Annotated in this window: 20 protein-coding genes; 15 read left to right on the top strand and 5 right to left on the bottom strand. The window is 66.0% G+C overall.

Annotated features, from left to right (window positions below):
* Nucleotides 1–3 precede the first annotated feature (3 nt).
* Both hisF and ACOOF5_RS00575 read left to right on the top strand, forming a co-directional pair.
* Entirely contained in the window at nt 4–810 is an 807-nt protein-coding gene (gene hisF, locus ACOOF5_RS00580; RefSeq protein WP_420435560.1) for an imidazole glycerol phosphate synthase subunit HisF, read from the top strand.
* A gap of 70 nt (nt 811–880) precedes the next feature.
* The gene (locus tag ACOOF5_RS00575) at nt 881–2,437 is read left to right on the top strand and encodes an acyl-CoA synthetase (RefSeq protein ID WP_420435558.1); all 1,557 of its coding nucleotides are present in this window, start codon (nt 881–883) and stop codon (nt 2,435–2,437) included.
* 12 nt (nt 2,438–2,449) lie between these two features.
* On the opposite strand, the gene ACOOF5_RS00570 is transcribed toward ACOOF5_RS00575, so the two are convergent.
* Nucleotides 2,450–3,142, bottom strand: a complete 693-nt coding sequence (locus ACOOF5_RS00570) for an alpha/beta hydrolase (protein ID WP_420435556.1) — start codon at nt 3,140–3,142, stop codon at nt 2,450–2,452.
* Between the two features lie 172 nt (nt 3,143–3,314).
* On the opposite strand from ACOOF5_RS00570, the gene ACOOF5_RS00565 reads away from it, so the two are divergent.
* The 10 genes from ACOOF5_RS00565 to fabZ all read left to right on the top strand — a co-directional run bounded on the left by ACOOF5_RS00565 (nt 3,315) and on the right by fabZ (nt 11,419).
* Nucleotides 3,315–3,611 (top strand): GroES family chaperonin, encoded by a 297-nt coding sequence (locus tag ACOOF5_RS00565; protein ID WP_420436295.1) that lies wholly within the window; start codon nt 3,315–3,317, stop codon nt 3,609–3,611.
* A 50-nt stretch (nt 3,612–3,661) separates the two neighbouring features.
* The gene (locus ACOOF5_RS00560) at nt 3,662–5,851 is read left to right on the top strand and encodes an anthranilate synthase component I (protein WP_420435554.1); all 2,190 of its coding nucleotides are present in this window, start codon (nt 3,662–3,664) and stop codon (nt 5,849–5,851) included.
* Complete coding sequence (locus ACOOF5_RS00555; RefSeq protein WP_420435552.1) at nt 5,848–6,729, top strand: YgfZ/GcvT domain-containing protein; 882 nt, start codon at nt 5,848–5,850, stop codon at nt 6,727–6,729. Before ACOOF5_RS00560 ends, ACOOF5_RS00555 begins: the two co-directional genes overlap by 4 nt.
* 116 nt (nt 6,730–6,845) lie before the next feature.
* Nucleotides 6,846–7,160 carry a putative quinol monooxygenase gene (locus ACOOF5_RS00550; RefSeq protein WP_420435550.1) on the top strand — a complete coding sequence of 105 codons (315 nt, stop codon included), beginning with the start codon at nt 6,846–6,848 and terminating at the stop codon, nt 7,158–7,160.
* Between the two features lie 76 nt (nt 7,161–7,236).
* Nucleotides 7,237–7,911, top strand: coding sequence for a phosphoribosylanthranilate isomerase (locus ACOOF5_RS00545; RefSeq protein WP_420435548.1), 675 nt, complete (start codon nt 7,237–7,239; stop codon nt 7,909–7,911).
* 90 nt (nt 7,912–8,001) lie between these two features.
* Complete coding sequence (gene trpB, locus ACOOF5_RS00540; protein WP_420436293.1) at nt 8,002–9,168, top strand: tryptophan synthase subunit beta; 1,167 nt, start codon at nt 8,002–8,004, stop codon at nt 9,166–9,168.
* Nucleotides 9,165–9,971, top strand: coding sequence for a tryptophan synthase subunit alpha (gene trpA / locus ACOOF5_RS00535; protein ID WP_420435546.1), 807 nt, complete (start codon nt 9,165–9,167; stop codon nt 9,969–9,971). The genes trpB and trpA overlap by 4 nt, the downstream gene beginning before the upstream one ends.
* 3 nt (nt 9,972–9,974) lie before the next feature.
* Nucleotides 9,975–10,388 carry a hypothetical protein gene (locus ACOOF5_RS00530; protein ID WP_420435544.1) on the top strand — a complete coding sequence of 138 codons (414 nt, stop codon included), beginning with the start codon at nt 9,975–9,977 and terminating at the stop codon, nt 10,386–10,388.
* A 104-nt stretch (nt 10,389–10,492) separates the two neighbouring features.
* Nucleotides 10,493–10,861: a c-type cytochrome gene (locus ACOOF5_RS00525; protein WP_420435542.1), complete on the top strand. Its 369-nt coding sequence runs from the start codon at nt 10,493–10,495 to the stop codon at nt 10,859–10,861.
* An 87-nt stretch (nt 10,862–10,948) separates the two neighbouring features.
* Complete coding sequence (gene fabZ / locus ACOOF5_RS00520) at nt 10,949–11,419, top strand: 3-hydroxyacyl-ACP dehydratase FabZ (RefSeq protein WP_420435540.1); 471 nt, start codon at nt 10,949–10,951, stop codon at nt 11,417–11,419.
* A gap of 83 nt (nt 11,420–11,502) precedes the next feature.
* Here the strand turns inward: fabZ and ACOOF5_RS00515 are convergent, their stop codons facing one another.
* Nucleotides 11,503–11,757 (bottom strand): hypothetical protein, encoded by a 255-nt coding sequence (locus tag ACOOF5_RS00515; RefSeq protein WP_420435538.1) that lies wholly within the window; start codon nt 11,755–11,757, stop codon nt 11,503–11,505.
* 640 nt (nt 11,758–12,397) lie between these two features.
* Here ACOOF5_RS00515 and ACOOF5_RS00510 point away from each other — a divergent pair.
* On the top strand, nt 12,398–13,072 hold the full coding sequence (locus ACOOF5_RS00510) for a helix-turn-helix domain-containing protein (RefSeq protein ID WP_420435536.1): 675 nt from the start codon (nt 12,398–12,400) through the stop codon (nt 13,070–13,072).
* An 84-nt stretch (nt 13,073–13,156) separates the two neighbouring features.
* Complete coding sequence (locus tag ACOOF5_RS00505) at nt 13,157–14,191, top strand: hypothetical protein (RefSeq protein WP_420435534.1); 1,035 nt, start codon at nt 13,157–13,159, stop codon at nt 14,189–14,191.
* 58 nt (nt 14,192–14,249) lie between these two features.
* Here the strand turns inward: ACOOF5_RS00505 and ACOOF5_RS00500 are convergent, their stop codons facing one another.
* Both ACOOF5_RS00500 and ACOOF5_RS00495 read right to left on the bottom strand, forming a co-directional pair.
* Complete coding sequence (locus ACOOF5_RS00500; protein ID WP_420435532.1) at nt 14,250–14,534, bottom strand: hypothetical protein; 285 nt, start codon at nt 14,532–14,534, stop codon at nt 14,250–14,252.
* Nucleotides 14,535–14,594: 60 nt separating this feature from the next.
* Nucleotides 14,595–15,389 carry an SDR family NAD(P)-dependent oxidoreductase gene (locus ACOOF5_RS00495; protein WP_420435530.1) on the bottom strand — a complete coding sequence of 265 codons (795 nt, stop codon included), beginning with the start codon at nt 15,387–15,389 and terminating at the stop codon, nt 14,595–14,597.
* A 134-nt stretch (nt 15,390–15,523) separates the two neighbouring features.
* On the opposite strand from ACOOF5_RS00495, the gene ACOOF5_RS00490 reads away from it, so the two are divergent.
* On the top strand, nt 15,524–16,408 hold the full coding sequence (locus ACOOF5_RS00490; protein WP_420435528.1) for an alpha/beta hydrolase: 885 nt from the start codon (nt 15,524–15,526) through the stop codon (nt 16,406–16,408).
* 17 nt (nt 16,409–16,425) lie between these two features.
* Here the strand turns inward: ACOOF5_RS00490 and ACOOF5_RS00485 are convergent, their stop codons facing one another.
* Nucleotides 16,426–17,124 (bottom strand): type 1 glutamine amidotransferase, encoded by a 699-nt coding sequence (locus ACOOF5_RS00485; protein ID WP_420435526.1) that lies wholly within the window; start codon nt 17,122–17,124, stop codon nt 16,426–16,428.
* Nucleotides 17,125–17,132 lie beyond the last annotated feature (8 nt).

Here is a 17,132-nt window from a genome sequence, read left to right as displayed (position 1 = left end):
CGCATGAAAACGGTGCGCGTCATCCCGTGCCTGGACGTGGACGACGGGCGAGTCGTCAAAGGGGTCAGCTTCGTGGGGCTGCGCGACGCTGGTGATCCCGTGGAGCTGGCGGCCACCTATGACCGTGAGGGCGCGGACGAGATCGTTTTCCTCGACATCACCGCCTCTGCGCATGGCCGCGACACGATCATCGAGCTTGCACGTCACACCGCCGAAGAGGTCTTCATCCCGTTCACGATCGGCGGGGGCATCCGCACTGTCGACGATGCGCGGGCACTGCTGCGGGCCGGGGCCGACAAGGTCTCGGTGAACTCAGCAGCCGTCGTGCGACCTGAGCTGGTGCGTGAGATTGCCGACGAATTCGGCAGTCAGTGCGCTGTCGTGTCGGTGGATGCCAAGTCGAACGGTGGCCACGGCGATGCCTTCGATGCTGCGGCCGCCGAGGGCCCGCGAACGTGGAACGTCTATGTCAAGGGGGGCCGGGAAGACACTGGCATCGATGCGATCGAGTGGGTGCGTCGAGTCGCCGAACTCGGCGCCGGAGAGATCCTGCTGACGTCGATGGACGCCGACGGCACCAAGGCGGGCTTCGACCTCGAACTCACCCGGGCAGTCGTCGACGCCGTGGGGATTCCTGTGGTGGCCAGCGGAGGTGTGGGCACGCTCCAGCACCTCGTCGACGGAGCCGTCATCGCCGGCGCCGATGCTGTGCTCGCGGCCTCGATCTTCCATTTCGGCGAGCACACAATTGCCGACGCCAAGCGAGCGCTGATGGCCGCAGGCGTCACCGTGCGACCGCCCTCGGCTTGACGAGCGGCCCTGCCCTCACCGCAGAGCCCGGCTTCAGCCGTACTGGCAGGTGGCCGCTAGCTTCCCCGCCATGAGCTACCCCGGCGCGTATTCCGCGAACGATCCCGACCGACCAGCGGTGATCATGGCCCGCGACGGGCAGGTCCGCACCTTCGGCGAGCTCGAGGCTCGCAGCTGCCAGTTCTCGCAGCTCATGTGGGCTGCGGGCCTTCGTCCCGGCGACCACGTGGCGATCTTCGCCGACAACAACATCGGCTACTTCGATGCCTATTGGGCTGCGATGCGCAGCGGTCTGTACTTCACGACGGTCAACCGGTACCTCACCGCCGAAGAAGCTGCCTATGTGGTGAACGACTGCGGTGCGCGCGTGCTGGTGGCGTCGCCCGCCGTGGTTGACGCAGCGACTGAGATGCTGCCGCTCATCGACGACTGCGACGTGCGGCTCATGCTGGACGAGGCGGCAGAGGGGTTCGATGCCTTCGAAGACGCCATCGCAGCCCACCCCGCAGAGCCGCTCGCCGAGCAGCCGCGCGGGTCGGCCATGCTCTACAGCTCTGGCACGACGGGCCGCCCGAAGGGCATCAAGCGGCCCCTGGACGAAACGTCGATCACCGACCCCGATCTTGTCGGCGTTGGACTTGTGGGCGGCATCTTCGGCATTGGCGAGGGCAGCATGTATCTCTCGCCGGCCCCGCTGTACCACTCCGCGCCGCTGTCGTTCACCACCGGCACTCAGTCGATGGGCGGTACCGCGGTGGTTATGGACCGCTTCGACGCGGCCGAGGCGCTGTCGTACATCGAGCGCTACCGCATCACCCATAGCCAGTGGGTGCCGACGATGTTCAGCCGGATGCTCAAGCTGCCCGAATCCGAGCGCAGCCGTCACGATCTGTCCAGCCACCAGGTCGCCGTGCATGCGGCGGCACCGTGCCCCGTCGAGGTGAAGCAACAGATGATCGAGTGGTGGGGCCCGATCCTGCACGAGTACTACGCCGGCACCGAACTGAACGGCTTCTGCTACGTGAGCTCCGACGAGTGGCTCCAGCGCCCTGGAACGGTCGGCAAGCCGCTGATCGGTGTCATCCACATCTGCGACGATGAGGGCAACGAGCTGCCAGTCGGCGAGGCGGGTGCCATCTACTTCGAGCGCGAAGTTCCGGCGTTCGAATATCACAACGACCCCGACAAGACCGCCGATTCCCGTCACTCGGATCATCAGCTGTGGTCGACGCTGGGCGATGTCGGGCGCGTCGACGAAGACGGCTACCTGTACCTGACTGATCGCAAGGCGTTCATGATCATCTCCGGCGGGGTGAACATCTACCCCCAAGAGATCGAGGACTGCTTGGTGCTGCATCCCAAAGTGGCTGACGCGGCGGTGTTCGGGGTGCCCAACGAGGACTTCGGCGAAGAGGTCAAGGCTGTCGTGCAGCCGATCGACGGCCTGGCGTCCGACGACGCACTGGCAACTGAGCTGCTGGGGTACTGCCGTGAACATCTTGCGAGCTACAAGGTGCCCCGCTCGGTCGATTTCCGCGACGAGCTGCCCCGCCATCCCACCGGCAAGCTCTACAAGCGCATCCTGCGAGACGAGTACTGGGGAGACCGCACGTCTCGAATTGTGTGAGGTCGGCCGTGCCTACAAGCCGCCGACAAAGGTGCCGATCATCTCGGCGACGGCTCGGGCGTGGCCCATCAAGAAATGATCGCCTCCCGGGATCACCTCTCGCTGGGTGTTGGTCCAGCGCTCGGTGATCTCGGCCGCTTCGGCGGGGGAGCGGAACTGGTCGTGCTGGGGCACCAGAAGCAGTTTGGGTCGCGGATCAGCCGCCGCGCCCATCGACGCCGGGTCGACGATCCGCAGGGGAGCGGCAATGCCGATCCACGCTGACAGGCCGTCGTGAGTGGTCGCCAGGGAAACATCGCCGCCAAACGACCAGCCTGCTGAGACCACCGGCAGGGCAGTTGTGCTCGACCGTTCCTCTGCGAGGCCCACGGCGGCGCCGAACGCCGCGGCAGCGTCGAGCTGCTCGGCCTTCCCGTCGTCGTGGCTGCCGCCCGAGCTGCCGGTGCCCCGGAAGTTGTAGCGAAGCGTTGCGATGCCGGTCGCAGGCAGAGCCCTGAAGAGGTGATCGACGAGCGGATTCCACATGTCGCCGCCGTAGAGCGGGTGCGGGTGCGAGAGCACGACTGCCGCCGTGGCCCCCTCGGGCCAGGCAGCTTCGGCTTCGAGCACGACGCCGTCTGAGGCGGTTGGCGCAACAGCGAAGGCCTCGACCGCAAATGGGGGGCCGGGCGTGCTTGCCCTGCCCGAATTCTCTGCGTCATTCACGCCGGTGAACGGTACCGTGCGGGCGGTGAGCGCTCCGGAGACACGCAATGAGCACGGGACTGCTGCAGCGAGGAAACCCGCCCGTCCCTCGAAGAGTTCGAAGCCCGGCGGTCGCAAGGCCAAGCCAGCCTCGGCGCCCGCTCGCGATGAAGACGAGCGCCGGCCGATCAAGATGCTGCACGACCGCCTGCTCGTGCGACTTCCCAACGACGGCTCCGAACGGCGCACGAGCGGCGGGATCCTGATTCCGGCAACGGCGCAGCAGAACAAGCGCCTCGTGTGGGGCGAAGTCATCGGCGCGGGACCGAACGTGCGAACTGCCCAAGAAGGCGATCAGGTGCTGTTCAATCCTGAGGATCGTCACGAAGTCGAGGTGCACGGCGACGATTTCCTGATCCTGCGCGAGCGCGACGTGCACGCCATCGCTGCGCCTCGCATCGAGCCCGGCAGTACCGGCCTGTACTTGTGATGTACCGGCTTGTGACGCACCGGTGACTTTGTTCTCGTAGTGCAGCGCCGATGACCACCGCTCAGACGCAGCTTCGCACCGGCGGCGACATCACGGTCGCGCTGGAGGCCGCCACCGTCGACGGCGACGCCGAGATCGAGCACCTCGTCGACCGGCTCGACGAGGCCCGGGGCGTGCTGCTGTCGTCGAGCTATGAGTACCCGGGTCGTTACACCCGCTGGGACATCGGTTTCACTGACCCGCCGCTGGCTATCACCAGCCGGGCGCAGGACGTATCGGTGAGCGCGCTGAACGAGCGGGGCACCGTGCTGCTCGGACCTGTCCACGAGATGTTGGCGGGCCTTGGCAGCGCCGCGGGCATCGTCGATCTCGAGCTGGGTGACGGCGACGGCTTCGGGGGCGTGGCCTGCCGCATCGAGCGCCCCGACAGGCGCTTCGAAGAAGAAGAGCGCAGCCGCCAGCCGTCAACGTTCACGGTGGTGCGCGCGCTGGTCGACCTGTTTTCCTGCGATGATCCCCACCTCGGGCTGTACGGGGCGTTCGGTTACGACCTCGCTTTCCAGTTCGAGCCGATCTCGCTGACATTGCCGCGTCCATCGAACCAGCGCGACCTCGTGCTCTACCTCCCCGACGACTTGCTGATCGTTGATCACGAGGGCGGCGTCGCGCAGCGCTTGCGGTATGACTTCACCGTTGACGGCCGCAGCACTGCCGGATTGGCGGGCGGCGGCACTCGCGTCCCCTACGAACCGGACCTCGAGATGGAGGCCCGCGGAGATCACGAACCGGGCGGATATGCGGCTGGCGTCCGAGCGGCCCGCGACTATTTCGCCCGTGGCGACCTTTTCGAAGTCGTCACCAGCCAGATGTTCTGCGAGCCCAGCATCGAGCCTCCCTCCGAGCTCTTCCGCCGGCTCAAGGAGCAGAACCCTGCGCCCTACGGGTTCCTCATCAATCTGGGACAGGTGGGAACGTCAGGCGAATGGCTGGTCGGCGCGTCTCCGGAGATGTATGTCCGCGTCGAGGGCGAACGGGTCGAGACCTGCCCGATATCGGGCACCATCGCTCGGGGTCAAGACCCCATCGACGACGCATCACAGATCCTGGCTCTGCTCAACTCGTCGAAAGACGAGTCGGAGCTGACCATGTGCACCGATGTGGACCGCAACGACAAGAGCCGCATCTGCGTGCCGGGCTCGGTGAAGGTCATTGGCCGCCGCCAGATCGAGATGTACTCGCGTCTCATTCACACCGTCGATCACGTCGAAGGCCGACTGCGTCCGGGGTTCGACGCGCTGGATGCTTTTCTCTCCCACACGTGGGCGGTGACAGTGACAGGCGCTCCGAAGACCGCAGCAATGATGTTCCTCGAGCAGCATGAGCGCACGGCTCGGGCGTGGTACGGAGGCGCCGTCGGGAAGGTGGGCTTCGACGGCAGCCTCAACACCGGTCTCACGCTGCGCACCATTCGGGTGGCTGACGGTCACGCGGAGGTTCGGGTAGGTGCCACGCTGCTGTGGGATTCGGTCCCCGAGGAAGAGGAATCTGAGACCGAGTTGAAAGCGTCGGCCTTTCTGGATGCGATCCGGCGACCTCGGTCTGCGCCCGACTCGGGCGCGGTCGTTTCGGGGCCCAGCCGAAGGCGCATCCTGCTGGTCGATCACTTGGACTCGTTCGTCCACACGCTGGCGAACTACCTGCGCCAGACCGGCGCCACGGTGGTGACGCGCCGAGCCGGGTTCCCGATTGATGAAATCGACACCGACGAATTCGAACTCGTGGTGCTGTCGCCCGGCCCTGGCCGCCCCGACGACTTCGGCATCGGTCCGGTGGTTCGCGCAACGATCGATGCCGGATTGCCGCTCTTCGGCGTCTGCTTGGGCCTGCAGGGCATCGTGGAGTACTTCGGCGGCTCATTGGGCCAGCTGACTACGCCGATGCACGGCAAGCCTTCTGCCATTCGCGCGCTCGGCGGGCAGCTGCTCGACGGGCTGCCGAAGGAATTTCGGGCGGGCCGCTATCACTCGCTGTTCGCCCGCCGCAGCGAGGTGCCCGAGGAATTGGAAGTGACCGCAGTCAGCCTCGACGACGACATCGTCATGGCAGTCGAGCACCGCGAGCTGCCGGTCGCAGCCGTGCAGTTTCACCCGGAGTCGATCATGTCGCTTGACGATGGGGTTGGGCTGGCGCTGGTTCGCAACGCAGTCGAACGGCTGGTGCCCGGGTGGAGAACCCGATGAGCTCGAGAACAGGTCTGGACCGGCTGGTCGTCGCGACTGTCCCGCGCGACGTCATCATCGTCAGCGGCCCCGAGGCCGAGCTGTACCTCCAGGGCCAGATCTCCGCCGATGTTGCGGCGCTGGATCCGGGTGAGAGCACCCTGTCCTTCCTGCTGGAGCCGCGCGGTCGCATCGAAGCGTTCTTTGTCATCAGCCGCACCGGCCCAGATACGTTCGTCGCCGACACCGAACCTGGCTTCGGCGAAGAAATGACCACATCGCTGGCCCGCTTCAAGCTGCGCACGAAGGTCGAGTTCTCCCCCCAGCAGTGGACGATGCATGCAGTGCGCGGCCCTCAAGCGGCCTCGGAATCGACGACCCGGGCAGCGGCAACCGGTCCCGCCGATGCGCCCGAGCACGTGGTGCGCCCGACGCTGTGGCCCCACACCAGTGGCTACGACAAGCTGGTGAGTCCCGGCGGCGTCGTTTCCCAAACCGGCGGTGCCCGGCAGATTTCGACGGAGGAGTTCGAGGCGCTGCGGATGGCCTACGGCCTGCCTGCGCTGGGCTCGGAGATTCAACCGGGTGACATTCCGAACGAGACCGGACTTGTCGAGCGGGCGGCGTCGTTCACCAAGGGCTGCTATCGCGGCCAAGAACTGGTGGAGCGGATCGACTCACGAACGGGCGGACGTCGCAGCATCTGCCGGCTCCGGGCGGGTGTGCCGCTGGCGCCCGGCGACGAACTGCACGATGGCGCCGACACTTCAGTCGCCACGGTGCTGAGCGCAGCCGCGCTCGACGATGCAGTAGTGGGCTTCGCCCTGGCACGCCGAGATGCGGCTGAGGGGGCGTTCACCTCGGCAGCCCAACCTGTCGAACTCGCCGACTTGTTCTGAAGGGCTCGTGCGGCCGGAGCCGCCTTGCGAGGACTCGTCATCGGCCCCGCTGCGAAGCCCTCACCGGTACGCTCGCAGGCTGTCGCTGAAGCAACCCGATTGCAGGGAGCACTGATATGTCCAAGACCGCACTGCTGGCCAAGCTGACCGCACAGCCGGGCAAGCGCGACGAGCTGCTCGCTGTGATCGCAGACATCGGCATGAGCAATGTCGCGGGAGAGCCCGGCACCGAGGTTTATGCCGCGCACAAAGACCAGAATGACGACGATGTCGTGTGGTTCTACGAGCTGTACAGCGATCAGGCTTCGCTCGAATCCCACGGCGGCTCCGAGGGAATGAAGGTCTTCGGACGGGCGATTCGCGACTACATGGCCGGCCGGCCTGAGCTTTTCATGTTGGACCCAGTCGTCGCCAAGGGCGTCGACTTCTGACCTTGGCCCGACGTCGGGGTACCCGTTGACCGAGAGCCCGTATCGGCGAGAGGTCCCCTGAAGTGCCAGCAGTGACATGTTCGTAAAGATCTGTGGTGTCACCAACGAAGAGGATGCGCTCGTCGCTGTCGGCATGGGTGCCGACGCGATCGGCTTTAACTTCGTTCCCGGATCGCCACGGCAGATCTCGCCGCGGCTGGCGCGCGACATCATTCGCCGGCTGCCAGGCGGCATCGTCACGGTTGGTGTCTTTCGTAACGAGCTGCCCGAGCGCGTCGTGCAGATCATGGACGGAGCCGGCCTGCGGCTGGCGCAATTGCACGGCAACGAGACGGCGGCCGACAGCCGCTGGGTCGCCGAGCGGGTGCCTGGGCTCATCAAGGCTTTCGTCGCAGGCGATCCCAATGTCGAGCGAGTGCGTGACTACGGCGCTTCGGTGCTGATGCTGGACAGCTCCGAGCCTGGCAGCGGGCGCGTTTTCGACTGGCGACAGCTGGAAGGCCGAGATCGCGGCATGAGGCTGCTGCTCGCGGGCGGGCTGCGCGCCTCCAATGTGGCGCAGGCCATCGAGATTGTGCGGCCCTGGGGCGTGGACGTGGCATCAGGGGTCGAGTCCGAATCCGGCCGCAAGGACGTGCTCGCTATGCGTGAGTTCATTGCGAAAGCGAAGGACGCTGGGGCGCTCTACGAAGATGCCGAAGAGCCAGAGGCGCCGGGCCCTGAGGCGCCCTACGACTGGCGCGACGACTGAGCGAGGGACGGAATGGCTGCAGCAACTGACGAGCCGACGCCGGGTTCGAGGTCGGTCATGGGCGAGCCCACGACGAATCCGAGGTCGGTCATGGGCGAGCCCACGACCGATGGCCGTTTCGGCGATTTCGGCGGCCGTTTTGTGCCCGAGACCTTGGTCGCTGCCTGCGAGGAGCTAGAGGCGGCGTTTCGCGAGGCCTGGGTTGATCCGGTGTTCGTGGCCGAATTCGAGACCACGCTGCGCGACTATGGCGGACGACCCTCGCCGTTGACTGAGTGTCGCAATTTGTCGCGCCAGCTTGGTGTGCGTCTGCTGGCGAAGCGGGAAGACCTCAACCACACCGGCTCGCACAAGATCAACAACGTCATCGGGCAGGCGTTGCTCGCTCAGCGTATGGGCAAGACGCGGCTGGTAGCCGAGACAGGTGCCGGCCAGCACGGGGTTGCCACTGCCACCGCAGCGGCATTGCTGGGGATGGAGTGCAAGGTGTACATGGGGGCCGTCGACGTCGACCGTCAGGCTCTGAACGTGTTCCGCATGCAGTTGCTCGGATCCGAGGTGGAGTCGGTTCAATCTGGCAGCCGCACCCTCAAGGACGCCGTGAACGAGGCGTTGCGCGATTGGGTGGCCACCGTCGAGCACACGCATTACTGCCTGGGCTCGGTGATGGGGCCCCACCCCTACCCGTGGATGGTGCGCACCTTCCATCACATCCTCGGCGACGAGGCTGCTGCGCAGTGCAAAGACCTGACCGGCGGCGACCCTGACGTGGTGGTCGCGTGCGTCGGCGGGGGCAGCAACGCCGCTGGGATCTTCTCGGGCTTCGCGGACGGCGACGCCCGGCTCGTCGGCGTCGAGCCCGCCGCCGGTGCCGCTGTCGGGCGCGGTGTGCCTGGCGTGGTGCACGGCATGACCAGCTACCTCATGCAGGACGAGGTGGGCCAGGTGATGGAGGCAGAGTCCATCTCGGCAGGCCTGGACTATCCCGGAGTCGGACCTGAGCACGCGTACCTCGCGGCCATCGGCCGGGCCGAGTATCCGAGCGTGACCGACGACGAGGTGGTCGAAGCGTTCACGCTGATGAGCCGGGCTGAGGGCATCATCCCGGCGCTGGAGTGCGCGCACGCCCTGGCGTGGATCGTGCGTGCAGCGCCGCAGATGCAGGGTCAGACCGTGCTCATGAACCTCTCGGGCCGTGGCGACAAGGACGTCGACCAGATGATGGACGTGCTCGGCATGCAGGGAACCGTCTCGTGACCGGGGCAGCCGGCAGCTTGCAGGCCCCATCCTTCGGCGCGCTCGAGACATGGTTGCGGGCTCGGCGCGACAGCGGAGCGAAGCTGCTCATTCCCTACGTCACGGGCGGCTACAAGGGCTGGCAGCGTGCCGTCGAAGCGGCCGCGGCCGCCGGCGCCGACGCCATCGAGATCGGTATTCCCTTCTCAGACCCGGTGATCGACGGACCAGTCATCCAGCAAGCCTCCACCGCAGCGCTGGACGAAGGCGCAACGCCGGCATCGGTGCTGGAAGAGGCGCGGGAACTCGACACCGGCATACCTCACGCAGTGATGACGTACTACAACATCTGCCACCACCAGGGCCACGAGCGGTTCGCCGCCGCGCTGGTCGAAGCGGGGGTGTCGGGTGCGATCCTGCCCGACCTGCCGTACATCGAGGCCGGGTCGTGGCTCGACGATGCCGCCGAGGCCGGCATCGAGGCGATCCTGCTGGCAGCACCCACCACGCCAGAGCACCGGCTTGGCGAATTGTGCGGCGCGTCTCGCGGGTTCGTCTATGCAGTCGGCCTGCTCGGCGTGACCGGCGAGCGTGCATCGCTCGCCCGCACGGCCACCGAGATTGCCGCACGTTGCCTGGCCGTCACCGATCGGCCGGTGCTCACCGGCGTCGGCATCGGCTCGCCGTCTCAAGCCGTTGAGGCCTGCGAGGTGTCCGATGGCGCCATCATCGGTTCCACCGTCGTCCGGACGCTGATGTCCGACGGCCCCGAGGCGGTGGGCGAGCTCGTGGCCTCCTACCGGACGGCGCTCGATCGCGGCTGAGCGGTGAGGGCGGTCGAACCTGACGCTGCTTCACCGGCACGCTGCGGTGACTCGCAGACGGATTCGCCCGAGTTCGATCCCGACTGCGAACTGTGCGAGGCGGCACGCTTCACGCACTGGTACTTCGAGGATGACCTCTGCTGGGTGGCCGACTGCGAGGTGTGCGCAACGCCGATGGTGGTCTGGAAGCAGCACGGAACCGAACCGCCCGCACCGGAGTTGGATGCGATGCTGGCCCGATTGATCGATGCAGGCGAGCAGCGTTTTGGACCCAACGGCGGAAGGGTGGACCAGGTGATGCGCCAGATACCCGACCATTTCCACGCTCACTACCGCGATGCCGACTGGATGTCGCGCCGTTGGAACGAGCCACCGAGCCGCTACACCGGCGTCGGCACCCACCGGGTGACCCGATGAACTTTCCGCGTCGCTCCACTCCGACAGATCTTGCGCTGTCCTCACAAATCCCCCGAGACTCTCGTCGCTGCGAGCCACCCGGGAACAGCGCCAACCCACGGCTCGTGGGCTCGGTGGCGCAGTTCTTCGGCGCAACGGGCATCGTGCTCGTCCTCGCCGCCGGGCTCGCTGCCTGCGGTGCTGCAGACGCGACTGAGGCCGATCTCGACCGACTGGAGCTGGCGTTCGCCAGTGCTGATGTGGAACTCGGGAGCGAGGTCTTCGGTGACAGCTGCTCGGTGTGCCACGGCAGCGATGGCAGTGGCGGCGTCGGCGCAGCGCTCGGCGGAATCGACGAGCGTCTCAGCGTTCGGAGCCATCTGGCGGTCGTGTGGACGGGCCGAGGATCGATGCCCCCATTCGGCGGGATCCTCACCGACGCAGAAATCGCCGCCGTAGTCGCCTACCAGCGGAGCACATTCGGAGACGAGTGAGCGCCGGCGCGGGCGCCATTTGCGGCTGCCCGATGAGCTCAACTTGCGTCCGGCCCCTCGATGCTGCCGGGCGGTAGCTTCGCCCCCGTGAGCGACCCAGCATCTGAAGCGCCGAGCAACACTGATTTGCCTCGACCCGACGAGCTGCTGCCGCACCGGGCGCCGTTCCTGTTCGTCGATGAGATCGTGGAGCTTGAGCCGGGCGAGCATTGCGTCGCGCTGTGGCACCTCAGCGGCGACGAGAACTTCTTTGCTGGTCACTTCCCGGGCCGACCGACGCTGCCCGGAGTCCTCATGGTTGAAGCGATTGCGCAAACAGCCGGTCTCGCCGCGGCTTCGGCGTCGTCGCTGGAAAGCAAGCTGGCGCTCTTCGGCGGAATCGACAAGGCTCGCTTCCGACGCCAAGTCGCCCCGGGCGACACGCTGCGCCTCGAAGCCACGATCCACCGGCTGTCGCCACGGGCAGGGCGGGCATCGGGCACGGCGAGTGTCGATGGCCAGGTGGCCTGCGAAGCCTCGATGATCTTTCTCATCACCGACAACGACGCCGCCTCCTGAACCAGACCAGCGCCAACTCAGCGCTAATCGCCGACCAGCAAGGTGAATCGGCCCGGTGCCGCGCTTGGTTCCCTGATTCGGGGCTACGACTGGCCGGCGTCGACGATGGCGGCCACGGTCTCGCGCCCGAGTCCGGATACTTCCGCAAGCTGGCGCAGCGAGGCGCCGGATCGGCGGGCCACCCGGATCATGTCGTCACGCATCTCGGCTTCTTTGTGTGCCCGCTCGGCGCTGAGGCCCACCACCGCCAATGCAGCCGCGATCTCGCCATCAAGCTCTCCGCGGTACTTGTTCATCGCAACCCGAGCTGCTGACACGTCTACTTCGGTGTAGCTCATTGACGACCTCGCTGTCCCGTCGCGAGCGTGTCTCGAAACGGCATTGGGCGGACACGTGTGAAGTAGCCCACCTGAGGTTTCCAGTGTCGAGGTCGGACGTCAAATCGGGCTCTGTCCCACTCGCCGCCGAGAGCGGGACTGACGGACTCGTTGGCGTGCACGAGGCGCCAAGCGAGAAGAGGCAGCGTGTAGCGCCAGAAGCAGACGACTTGGGCAATCCTGGGCAATAAGCGAGTTGGAGTCACTTGCTCTTTTACACATCTAACTGTAAGATATGTAAATGCTCTTGCTGGGACAGCGGCCGCTCTCCGCCTCAGACGCCGATCGCCAGCTATTCGCCAATCGTAATGCAGAGCTCCAACGGGTCTGCCGAGCGCTCGACTTGGGTTTGAATGCGTACGTGCATGGGCCGCCTGGCAGCGGACGTACATCGTTCTTGCGTCAGATCGAACGACAGGTTTCCGGGGCCAAGTACGTCCGTCTTCAAGGGGTACAAACGCTTGATGAACGTCTCGAGCAGTTCGAATGCGCGATTACCGGCTCAAACGCGCTGCCGCGCGAACGAGGGAACCCTCTCGCCGAGGCGTTGGGGTCATTCGCGTCGACTCAATACAAGGTCGTAGTGGATCCCTTGCGACATGTGCGGTCAGCACTCACATCACACCCGGCCCCCGCTGGGCACTTGCTGCTCGTGGACGATCTGGACAAGGACGGCTGCCACGAGGTCTTCGGCAAACTGCGCGATGACTTGTGGGAGCTTCCGATCCAGTGGGTCGTTTCTGGATCCTCGTCACGGCTTGAGCCACCGGCTGACACATTCTTCGATGCCGTCATCGAACTGGAACCGTTCGATCTGGATGGGCTCCAGGAACTCGTGGAGCGACGGGCGGCGAGCGGCACCGGCGCCGAAGGCTTGCTCCTGCGATCGCGTGCGGAACCTGCGATCGAATCCATTGCCCCGTCGACGCCTCGCCGCGCGCTCTCAGTCATCCGCGAGCTCTACCTCTCTGAGGACTTGGAGTCCGCTACGCATCGTTTGGCCGCACAAAGCGCAGCGCGCGCACGCTTGTCGGCAACCGCCGCTCGTGTGCTGGACGCCTTCGTGCACCATGGCCCGACGCATGCAGGAAACGAGCAACTGCTGGAAGAGGTGGGGGTTAGCCGTAGCCGAGTGGTGCAGGTGCTGGCACAACTCGAGGCCGAAGGTCTCGTAACTGCCCAGCGTGCGGGCCGTCGCAAGCTGTACGCGGCGACCAAGGGCGGCTATAGCGTGAGAAAACCGCTTGAGGCAGCAACTGCGTCGCGACTGATATAGCCGGATGCAGCCGCACGCAACACAGGCTCGGTGCCGCGCTCATTGCGACCGGTGGGGCCGCTGGCAGAGCTGGGACGCACTGTCGTGACGCACGCCGTGCTTCGACTGTTACGTGAGCGGTATGCGTTCGACGCCACGCCGATGTTCGGCGACCTCGGTGTCTACAACGTTCAGTTCGAATCCATGAGTGATGGTGTGCGGGTCGAAACTCGATTGCGCGAAGGAGCGCTTGGCGGCGAGCGAATTGCTCTCATCGCCGATAGCGGATGCGGCAAGTCGAGCGTGATTTCCTTCGTTCTCGGTCCGATGGCCGAAGGCGTCTATCCCATTCTTGTTCCGGTCCATTCCCTGATGCAGGACGCGGCAAGCCCGGAACGCGTCGCTGATGCAGTGATTTCCCAAATCGCGCGCGACATCCAGTTCGTCGTAAACGACAACAGCGATGCCCTGCACGCCAGCGGAAGCCGCCGCGAGGTGACGCAGTCTGGCGGACGCCTACGCAAGGTGGCTGTACGAGCGCCGGCTGGAACGCTTAGCGCCGAGGTGGCCGAAGAGATCGGCCGACAGATCACCACGACTCAACAGATCGAGTTGCCCGAGAAGATTGAGGTGATCTACCAAGGTCTCCTGCCATTGCATGAAGACGCACTCATGCCGGTATTCGTCTTCGATGACTCGGATCGCTGGTCTGCCCCGGAGGAGGAGGGGATCGTCAAGGGCTTCTTCACCGAAGCGATCCGTTGGATGACCGATTTGCCAGCCGCGATCGTTGTCGCCATGCACTCGCAGTATCTGAACTCGGGCAGAGGGGGATCAGAGTTGCTGGCGTTCTTGGACACCAAGATCGAGTTGCCGCTGTTGCCTGCCGCCGCGCAGCTTGGTCGCATTCTGTTGGAGCGGGCCCGCGTTCACGTCGAGAACGAAGGCTCGCTCGGGGCGCCGCCTGAGCTGACAGAAATCGTGACGGACTCAGCCATCCGCGTGCTCTTTGATCAGTACGACAGTGGGAAGTCCCTTCGACAGGTTCTTCAGCTGACTCACCATGCGCTTGCAGAAGCGACGGACGCAGGCGCCGAGGCGCTAGACGATCACCACATCGTTGCGGCGATTCGGGCATGACGCCGACGCGAGACTCGCATCGTGCGTCTTTCGCCAGCCCTTAGCGGCAGCGCACCGGCTAGACGAGGGCGAGCCAGGTGACGCAGTAGACGTCGTCGGGAGTGACTTCGGGGAGCGGTTCGGGAGGCACGTAGGGATGCAACCCGAGGTCTCGGATGACCCGGTTTATCTGCTCGGACTGCTCGGCCTGCTCGGCAGGCTCGGGTGAGCTAGCGAGCGCGCTCTGGAAGGTTCGGATAGTGCGCTCAGGGTAGGGCGCCCTAATCGTGTCGATCGCCCGGTCGATCTCGTCCTGGGTCATGCCTGCGGGCGGGTGGTCACGCACGACATCGGCGGCCCGCATCGGCCGCTTCGGCTTCAGGCAGCGCTGTCATGCGTCGTGTTGTCCTTTGAGTGTTGTTGCTCAGCGGAGGTGGGTGGGGCGGGGATCGGCGAGGCGGCCGAGGGGCGACTGAGCTCGCAGGCCACCGTCTACCACGATGGCTTCGCCGGAGACGAATGACGACTCGTCGCTGGCCAGCCAAGTCGCGACGCTGGCGATCTCGTCGGGATGGCCGAGGCGGCGCAGTGCGTGCGCTGCCAGATTTCGCTCGAGCGCGGCGGGGTCCTGCATCATCCGCTGCACCGGGGGAGTCTCGATGGTCCCTGGGCAGATGGCATTGACGCGAACGCCGTCGGGGGCGTGATCGGTGGACAGCGCTCGCGTCAGATTGATGACCGCTGCCTTGGACGCCGCATACACCACTGATCCGCCGTCGCCGTGCAGGCCGCTGATTGAAGCCGTATTGATGATCGAGCCGCCACCACGGGCCTCCATGGCGGGCACGGCGTACTTGGCGCCCAGGTACACCGACCGCACGTTCACGTTCATGACGAGGTCCCAGTCACGAGGCTCCAGCTCGACTGCGGTGCCTGGGCGGATCGTGCCTGCATTGCTGTAGAGCACGTCGAGGCCGCCCCAGCGGTCGACGGCCGCAGCCACCATCGCCTTGACGTCGTCAGGCTCCGCCACGTTGGCACCGAAGCCATGCGCCTCCCCGCCGTCTTCCATGATGGCCTCTGCGACCGTCTCGGCTCGCTCTCGGCGGATATCCACCACGAGCACCGACGCACCTTCAGCAGCGAAGCGCTTCGCGCTGGCCTCGCCGATGCCTGATGCTCCGCCGGTCACGATGGCGATCTTGTTCTCCAGCAGCATGGGATCCCCTTCCGAGAGCCGCGTCGCTCACCGCGGACACTACGAGGCTGAGCTGGGCCCCGTCGCGCCAACATGGCTACGTTGTATCGGCCGATCGGGATCAATCCGATGCGGGCCGAAGCAGGGAGGGCTCGATGGCGAGCGAAGCGTTCTACAGAATCCGCGAGATCATTGCGTCGCAGGCCATGCCTGCGGACATCGATGCGATGCGCAAGGGCATCGAGCTGACGGCCCGGCCGCTTCCGGCCAGCGTGAGCGGCGAAATGGTCGACGCCAACGGTGTGTCCTGTGAGCTGCAGACACCCGACCAAACCACCGGCGACGCCATCGTGCAATACGTGCACGGAGGCGGCTACGTCGCCGGGTCGATCGGCTCGCACCGGAATCTGACTGGCAACCTGGCCCTGAAGCTGGGCTGTCCGGTGCTCTCGGTCGATTACCGCCTTGCGCCCGAGCATCCCCACCCTGCGCCGGTGGAGGACTCGGTTGCGGTGTATCGCTGGCTGCTCGACCGCGGCCACGCTGCCGACAAGATCGCCATTGCCGGCGATTCCGCAGGCGGTGGGCTGACGATGTCGACGCTCATGAAGGTGCGCGACCTTGGGCTACCGCTGCCGGCCGCAGCCGTGCCGATCTCGCCGTGGGTCGACATGTCCGGCACGGGGGAGAGCGCCGTCACTCGGTCTGACCGCGACCCCATGGTGAGCGCTGACGATCTCACTCGCATCGCCGGTGTCTTCCTCGGCGCCGACGGCGATCCCGCCGATCCCTACGCGTCGCCGCTGCAGGGCGACCTGTCAGAACTGCCTCCGTTGCTGATCCACTGCGGCGACGACGAGGTCCTGCTGTCCGACAGCGAGCGACTCGCTCACAAGGCCCGCACCGCCGGCGTCGACGTGACCCTCGAGGTATGGCCCGAGATGATCCACGTCTGGCACTCGATGGCCGGCCTCTTCCCCGAGGCCGACGAGGGCATTTCCCGAGTCGCCGAGTATCTCAGCGAACGCCTCGCCGGCTAGAGCGCCGAGCCCTTCGGCTAGGACTGGGCCACGTCGTCGAGGAACCAGTCGACGAGGTCGAAGCAATTGCGGCGGTTCGCGGCCTCGTTGCGCTTCACGGCGGCCAGGATCTTCTCGCGAACTACGCCGACCGATTCGAGGTAGTCGTCGCTGGCCGCCCAGAGCCACTCGCTGGCGAGCTCCACGTTGATCTCGGGATGGAACTGGGTGCCCACGCTGCGGCCCATTCGAAAGAGCTGCGGGCAGATGTCGGTGCTGGCGAGCAACTCGGCCCCGTCGGGTAGGTGAAAGCGATCGTGGTGCCACTCCATCCACGGACCGGTCGAGATCGGCAGGTCGACGCCGTCGGGCGGCGAGATCCGGTACCAGCCGATCTCCGTCTCGGGGGAGCGGTCCACCGATCCGCCGAGCGCCGCTGCCAGCGCCTGACCGCCGAAGCAGATGCCCAGCACCGGCGTGCCGCGCTCATGAGAACGGCGTATGAGATCCAGCTCCGCGCCGATCCACGGTTCGATGGCGTCCTCGTAGACCGACCAATACGAACCCGTCACGACGAGCACTTCGAAGTCTTCGGCCGGCAACGGACAGAAGTCGGCCGGCCGCGTGTTGTCGGGCACCATCACGTGGACAGCCAGATCGACGCCCCGTTCGGCCAGGCGATCACCGACGAATCCGGGCCGCGATGTCTTCTCGTGGGTGACGACCAGGGCTCTCACGTGCGCTT

The sequence above is a fragment of the Candidatus Poriferisodalis sp. genome, assembly GCF_965214215.1.
Classification (GTDB): domain Bacteria; phylum Actinomycetota; class Acidimicrobiia; order Acidimicrobiales; family Poriferisodalaceae; genus Poriferisodalis.
Note: the sequence above shows the minus strand (reverse complement) of the source record. Positions and strands in the feature narration are given on the sequence as shown.

What these genes read in the sequence shown, in the direction of transcription:
- hisF (WP_420435560.1), top strand. Translation starts at nt 4, where the DNA reads ATGAAAACGGTGCGCGTCATCCCGTGCCTGGACGTGGACGACGGGCGA.
- ACOOF5_RS00575 (WP_420435558.1), top strand. Translation starts at nt 881, where the DNA reads ATGAGCTACCCCGGCGCGTATTCCGCGAACGATCCCGACCGACCAGCG.
- ACOOF5_RS00565 (WP_420436295.1), top strand. Translation starts at nt 3,315, where the DNA reads ATGCTGCACGACCGCCTGCTCGTGCGACTTCCCAACGACGGCTCCGAA.
- ACOOF5_RS00560 (WP_420435554.1), top strand. Translation starts at nt 3,662, where the DNA reads ATGACCACCGCTCAGACGCAGCTTCGCACCGGCGGCGACATCACGGTC.
- ACOOF5_RS00555 (WP_420435552.1), top strand. Translation starts at nt 5,848, where the DNA reads ATGAGCTCGAGAACAGGTCTGGACCGGCTGGTCGTCGCGACTGTCCCG.
- ACOOF5_RS00550 (WP_420435550.1), top strand. Translation starts at nt 6,846, where the DNA reads ATGTCCAAGACCGCACTGCTGGCCAAGCTGACCGCACAGCCGGGCAAG.
- ACOOF5_RS00545 (WP_420435548.1), top strand. Translation starts at nt 7,237, where the DNA reads ATGTTCGTAAAGATCTGTGGTGTCACCAACGAAGAGGATGCGCTCGTC.
- trpB (WP_420436293.1), top strand. Translation starts at nt 8,002, where the DNA reads ATGGGCGAGCCCACGACCGATGGCCGTTTCGGCGATTTCGGCGGCCGT.
- ACOOF5_RS00515 (WP_420435538.1), bottom strand. Translation starts at nt 11,757, where the DNA reads ATGAGCTACACCGAAGTAGACGTGTCAGCAGCTCGGGTTGCGATGAAC.
- ACOOF5_RS00500 (WP_420435532.1), bottom strand. Translation starts at nt 14,534, where the DNA reads ATGCGGGCCGCCGATGTCGTGCGTGACCACCCGCCCGCAGGCATGACC.
- ACOOF5_RS00495 (WP_420435530.1), bottom strand. Translation starts at nt 15,389, where the DNA reads ATGCTGCTGGAGAACAAGATCGCCATCGTGACCGGCGGAGCATCAGGC.
- ACOOF5_RS00490 (WP_420435528.1), top strand. Translation starts at nt 15,524, where the DNA reads ATGGCGAGCGAAGCGTTCTACAGAATCCGCGAGATCATTGCGTCGCAG.